The sequence below is a fragment of the Aquiflexum sp. genome (assembly GCF_041749095.1).
GTDB lineage: Bacteria > Bacteroidota > Bacteroidia > Cytophagales > Cyclobacteriaceae > Aquiflexum.
The window spans coordinates 1-5,673 of record NZ_JBGTCA010000243.1 but is presented as its reverse complement, the minus strand read 5'-3'; the positions used below and the strand labels follow the sequence as shown (position 1 = coordinate 5,673).

Sequence of the window (5,673 nt, the reverse complement as noted above, 5' to 3'; positions counted from 1 at the left end):
TCCAACAAAATCAGGAACCGTAAATTTTCCAAATTTTCTCAAGTAAGGAGCCAATAACAAAGCCAACAGTACATATCCTCCTGTCCAGCCCATCAGGTAAACTGACCCATCATATCCTGAAAATGCAATGATCCCTGCCATTGAAATGAAAGATGCGGCAGACATCCAATCAGCAGCTGTAGCCATTCCATTGGCCAATGGAGAAACTCCACCGCCAGCAGTATAAAATTCTTTGGTTGACCCGGCGCGGGTGTATATCGCTATCCCGATATATAGCGCAAATGAAGCTCCGACAAGTATATATGTCCAGGTTAATATTTCCATTGCAGATTTTTTTGAAGTTGGGGTTTATTCTTCGTTGACGTCAAATTCTTTGTCCAGCTGATTCATTCTGTACACATATACAAAAATCAGCACTACGAAGGAGTAGATAGACCCCTGCTGGGCAAACCAAAACCCGAGCTTAAAACCTCCAATTTTGATCTGGTTGAGATGCTCAACCAATAAAATCCCAAATCCAAATGAAACAGTGAACCAGATGGCCAAAAGAATAAACAGTGTTCTGAGGTTCTTTTTCCAATAAGCCTGCATTTTGAGTTTGTGTTCTGACATAAAGTTTTGGGTTAATAGTATAAGGATCTTATTGACTGAATTTTGCAATAAGAGACACTTAAATTGAAAAGTTGAAATTCAAATAAAAAAACAGGGATATATATTTGTTAATTAATTATAGTAAACAGTATAATGTTCTGAATCATCTGTTTTTAAAACGCTCCCATTTAATAATCATAAACTTATCTCCCAATTCGGTTATCAACATACCTGTATCTGTAAGATTGTCCTTTTGGGCCATATATTTGATCAATTCAGTGTGATTCAATACTTTGTAAGTTGGTCTGTAATCGTAGCTTTCAGGGGCTTTGATTTTATATTGCTTTACCCAATTCATCACCGAAACATGGCTTACACCCAATATTCTTTCGATTTCCCTATAAGAAATACCTTCAATATACAACTGCAAAGCTTTCACAACATAATACTTGTCTATGGATTTACCCAGCTTATTCACTGTAAAGTGATACCCGCATTTTTTGCACTTAAATCGCTGTCTGCCACCTACTACACCACTCTTGACCACTTTGGTATGGTCACATTTGGGACATATTGCTTTCTCCATTTCGTCTATTTTGGTATTGATATATCAAATTAGCGAAAGTATATTACTTTAGCAATATATAGTCAATAAGACGATTTAAAAATATAGATTCAAAACAATACTAAAGAAACATCTCCAAAGTAATTGCCAGACCAAAAGCCAAAATACTGATTAAAACCTTGTTGAGATGAAAACGATGGTCAGGGCTGCTTTCAAAAAAGATGGTTGTGGAAATATGCAGAAAACCTCCTGCTACCATTCCATAAAAAACATTCAGCGCATTTCTGTCCAATACATTCCTTTCATAAAACAGGTTGCTCAATACCATACCCAAAGGTGAAGCAAAAGCAAAAATGACCAATAAAGCAAAGACCAACCTTTTTCTCATATTGCTCATCAGCACAGCTACCAAAGCAAATGCCTCGGGCCCTTTGTGCAATAAGATTCCCAAAAGAAGGTTGTTGTTGCCATGATGATGGTGGTGACCAGGGTCATGCCCATCGTGGTGGTGATCCACCAAAATGCCATCATGGGAAAGTAGGGTTCCTTCCAGAAAGGCATGCATAAACAAACCGATCATGATGGTCCAAACCCCTACCTGAACCCCTGTGTGCTGATGGTTGGGATGATGGATATGCCCATGTTCCACTCCCGTGGACAAAAGGGCCAAAATTTGCTGCAGCAGAAAACCCAAAAGGATGAAAAGTCCCATTTTGGTGGAATCTCCTGATTCTACAAATAATTCGGGCAAGATATGAAGTACAGTAATGGCAAAAAGATATGATCCGGCAAAGACCAATACCAATTTGAAATACCGCTCCTCCCACCTTGGAATAAAGTAAGCCAAACCACCGGCCACCATGGCTGTTACAAACAATAAAATAAAATTAACTGCCATATTCTTGGATATTATTCATGGGCGAAGGATAAAAAAGGTTTGAGGCCATCACTGGCAAAAGATTTCATCTCGCCATTTTCATCGTTGTAAATCAAAAATATTTCGAAATCCTTTTCTTTTTCCTGTAGGGCAATGGCTCTTTCCGTTCCCATAACCATTATTGCCGTAGCCAATGCATCTGCCTTCATGCAATCAGCAGCCAACACCGTTGCACTCAATAATCCATGCCGGACAGGTCTACCGGTAAAAGGATCGATGGTGTGGGAAATTTTGACACTGTCAACTTCATAATAATTCCTGTAGTTTCCTGAAGTGGCCATCCCTTTATTTTCCAGTGCAATAATGCTAAAAAGCTCATCAGCTCTGCCCAATTCTTCCGGCCTATTCACACCTACTTTCCAAAGTTCTCCATTTTCGTTTACTCCTCTTGCCACCAATTCCCCACCGATTTCTACCAGAAAATTCTGGATCCCTTTTGAAATCAAATAAACAGCGACCACATCCACCCCATATCCCTTCGCAACTGCACTGAAATCAAGATAAATACCTGGCTTCATTTTTTTGACCCTTGTTTCGTCAAATTCAATCTGGTTAAATCCTACCAAAGGCAAAATGCTATTGATATTCACACTGTCTTTTAATTGAGGTCCTTCTGGCCCAAATCCCCAAAGATTGACCAATGGGCCGACCGTAGGATCAAAAGCACCTTCTGTCTTTTCGAAAATATCCTTACTTGCCTCCAATACCGGAAGAAAATAAGGCAATTCAAAAACCAAGGAATCACTTTTGTTGAAAACACTCAATTCCGAATCAGGAATATAGGTTGAAAGGGATTGGTTAAAAACGATCAAAATGGAGTCAATTTGGCCTTTGAAATCCCGCTCTTCCTTATCCAGGTAAACAATCCTGTAATTTGTCCCCATTGTATTTCCTGACAGGATGACTTTACCTGAGGTTACCGCTACAATTTCCTCAACTGGTTTTTGCTGATTTTGCCGATAGAGGTAAACAATGGCAACCAGCAATAAAAGAATAATGGAATAAAGAATGTTTTTGTTGGCGTTGCTGCGCATGGAAAGGGGTAAATTTTCCGAAAGTTAAAGCTATTTTTCTAATAAAAGTTCCTAAACAACCTTAGAAATGCAACATGATTGCCTTTCTTTTCACCCTATTTTATTTAAACTTTTTGCCTTGGTCTAAATTTCTATCTTTGTAGGGCATACTGCACAGCTATGAGAGAAGATTATTTGAGCGGCGATAAAGAAAAACTAAACAACTCAGACAGAGAAATAGAGAAAGCCCTTCGGCCTTTGAGCTTTGACGATTTTACTGGTCAGTTCAAAATTGTCGAAAACCTTAAAATCTTTGTTCTTGCGGCCAAAAGAAGAAACGAACCCTTGGATCATGTCCTCTTGCATGGCCCTCCCGGATTGGGTAAAACCACCCTCAGCCATATCATTGCCAATGAACTGGAAGCGGGACTAAAGATTACATCCGGGCCTGTGTTGGACAAACCATCTGATCTTGCCGGACTTCTGACCAATCTAGAGGAGGGCGATGTACTTTTCATAGACGAAATCCACCGGCTTAATCCCATAGTGGAAGAATACCTTTACTCGGCGATGGAGGATTTTAGGATTGACATTATGCTCGATTCTGGACCCAATGCCCGTTCCGTACAGATTTCATTGAGCCCGTTTACCCTTATTGGGGCCACTACCCGGTCCGGTTTGCTTACTTCCCCGCTTCGTGCAAGATTTGGTATCAATTCCAGACTGGAATATTATGATGCAAAGTTATTGACAGGTATCGTGGAAAGATCTGCCGGCATCCTGCAAACACCCATTGATGAAATTGCTGCGTATGAAATAGCCCGCAGAAGCAGAGGAACTCCAAGAATTGCGAATATGCTTCTCAGAAGGACACGTGATTTTGCTGAAGTGAAAGGAAACGGCACCATCAGTCTGGAAATAGCCAAATTTGCCCTCAATGCCTTGGATGTGGATGAAAACGGACTCGACGAGATGGATAACAGAATATTGATGACCATCATTGAAAAATTCAAAGGGGGACCTGTCGGACTCAGCACCATTGCAACTGCATGCAGTGAGGAGGCAGAAACAATCGAGGAGGTATATGAACCGTTTTTGATTCAGGAAGGATATCTCAAAAGAACAGCCCGAGGTAGGATGGCGACAGAACTTGCCTACAAGCACCTGAAAATCAAGCCGGATTTTGGAGGGCAGATGGGAAGCCTTTTTTAGGAAGGATGAGGGAGAAGGGATGAAGGATGAAGGCAGGGGAGATGGTAGAGTGTAGATTTTAGATTTTAGATTTGGGATATGGGATATAGGGGAGGATGGAGAAAGGATTAAGGGTGAAGTGCCAAGAAGAATCTTGTTGTTAAGCTTTGGTAACGCAAATATTCCTATCCTATAATCAAAGGAAATTAATGAATAGTTATTAACTATTTAAGTGAAGACCCTAACCTTGGCAAAGCTATCCCCATATTAAATCGGCAAAAAGAAAAATGCCATCGGCATGACCGAAATTATAGCCCGGCAATTTATTGCCGGGATTCATATTGATACCACCTCTCCAAAGTACCGTAGGTACGAACGATTTATTAAATCATAGAAAGAAGATGAGAACCTTTTGGTTTAGCATAAATATGTCAGGCATACTAATGCTCAACAAAACTAATTTCCACTAAATTATGTCCAATAATTCCTTTCTTCAAAAAGACAAATACGCTAGGATTATAAAGTCGCATGCAAAAAACCTGGGCTTTGATTTTTGTGGGATTGCCAGGGCGGAATTTTTGGAAGAAGAAGCACCAAGGCTTGAAGCATGGCTTTACCAAAATTACCATGGCCAAATGGCCTATATGGCCAATCATTTTGACATAAGACTCGACCCTACTAAATTGGTTGAAGGGGCAAAGACAGTGGTAAGTTTGATCTATAATTACTTCCCCGATCAAATACTTCCTGAAGGCAGGGAGGATTTCAAGATAGCAAAATATGCTTACGGGAAAGACTACCATTTTGTGATCAAGGACAAACTGAAATCATTCCTGCTACAACTCAAAGGAGAAATAGGAGAAGTCCATGGACGGGCTTTTGTAGACTCCGCTCCGATGATGGAAAGACAATGGGCCCAAAAGTCAGGGATTGGATGGTTGGGGAAAAACAGTTTATTGTTGAACAGGCAAATGGGGAGCTTTTTCTTTTTGGCGGAATTGGTCCTAGATATAGAAGCAAGTCCCGATGAACCTATGACCAAGGATTATTGTGGGACTTGTACTAAATGTATTGATGCCTGTCCGACTGATGCCATTGTTCAAAATGGAGTGGTAGATGGCTCAAAATGCATTTCTTATTTTACCATTGAGCTCAAAGACCAAATTCCACAAGAGATGAAAGGGAAATTCGAAAACTGGGTTTTTGGATGTGATATCTGTCAGGACGTTTGTCCATGGAACAGTTTTTCCAGACCACATGAAGTGAGTCAATTTAACCCTCATCCCGATCTAAAAGAAATGGATAAAAGAGATTGGATGGAAATTACAGAGGAAACATTCCAAAAGGTTTTTGCAAAATCTGCTGTTAAAAGGACA

7 protein-coding genes are annotated in these 5,673 nt (G+C 40.2%); 2 read left to right on the top strand and 5 right to left on the bottom strand.

From position 1 onward, the window contains the following. The 5 genes from ACEW8O_RS11540 to ACEW8O_RS11520 form a co-directional block, all read right to left on the bottom strand. Positions 1-324 (bottom strand): sodium:solute symporter family transporter (locus ACEW8O_RS11540; protein WP_407936183.1); only part of this gene is annotated, 324 nt, incomplete at its 3' end. Between the two features lie 24 nt (positions 325-348). Beyond that, positions 349-612, bottom strand: coding sequence for a DUF4212 domain-containing protein (locus ACEW8O_RS11535; protein ID WP_373494782.1), 264 nt, complete (start codon positions 610-612; stop codon positions 349-351). 142 nt (positions 613-754) lie between these two features. Then, positions 755-1,177 carry a helix-turn-helix domain-containing protein gene (locus ACEW8O_RS11530; RefSeq protein WP_373494781.1) on the bottom strand — a complete coding sequence of 141 codons (423 nt, stop codon included), beginning with the start codon at positions 1,175-1,177 and terminating at the stop codon, positions 755-757. 100 nt (positions 1,178-1,277) lie between these two features. Continuing rightward, positions 1,278-2,054, bottom strand: coding sequence for a zinc permease (locus tag ACEW8O_RS11525; protein WP_373494780.1), 777 nt, complete (start codon positions 2,052-2,054; stop codon positions 1,278-1,280). An 11-nt stretch (positions 2,055-2,065) separates the two neighbouring features. Next, the gene (locus tag ACEW8O_RS11520; RefSeq protein WP_373494779.1) at positions 2,066-3,127 is read right to left on the bottom strand and encodes an FAD:protein FMN transferase; all 1,062 of its coding nucleotides are present in this window, start codon (positions 3,125-3,127) and stop codon (positions 2,066-2,068) included. Between the two features lie 159 nt (positions 3,128-3,286). On the opposite strand from ACEW8O_RS11520, the gene ruvB reads away from it, so the two are divergent. Both ruvB and queG read left to right on the top strand, forming a co-directional pair. Beyond that, entirely contained in the window at positions 3,287-4,318 is a 1,032-nt protein-coding gene (gene ruvB / locus ACEW8O_RS11515; protein ID WP_373494778.1) for a Holliday junction branch migration DNA helicase RuvB, read from the top strand. Positions 4,319-4,770: 452 nt separating this feature from the next. Further along, positions 4,771-5,673, top strand: a 903-nt coding sequence (gene queG / locus ACEW8O_RS11510) for a tRNA epoxyqueuosine(34) reductase QueG (RefSeq protein WP_373494777.1), incomplete at its 3' end; no start/stop codon positions are given.

Excerpts from the sequence above, each read along its gene's own strand:
- ACEW8O_RS11535 (WP_373494782.1), bottom strand. The coding sequence starts at position 612 with ATGTCAGAACACAAACTCAAAATGCAGGCTTATTGGAAAAAGAACCTC.
- ruvB (WP_373494778.1), top strand. The coding sequence starts at position 3,287 with ATGAGAGAAGATTATTTGAGCGGCGATAAAGAAAAACTAAACAACTCA.
- ACEW8O_RS11525 (WP_373494780.1), bottom strand. The coding sequence starts at position 2,054 with ATGGCAGTTAATTTTATTTTATTGTTTGTAACAGCCATGGTGGCCGGT.
- ACEW8O_RS11530 (WP_373494781.1), bottom strand. The coding sequence starts at position 1,177 with ATGGAGAAAGCAATATGTCCCAAATGTGACCATACCAAAGTGGTCAAG.
- ACEW8O_RS11520 (WP_373494779.1), bottom strand. The coding sequence starts at position 3,127 with ATGCGCAGCAACGCCAACAAAAACATTCTTTATTCCATTATTCTTTTA.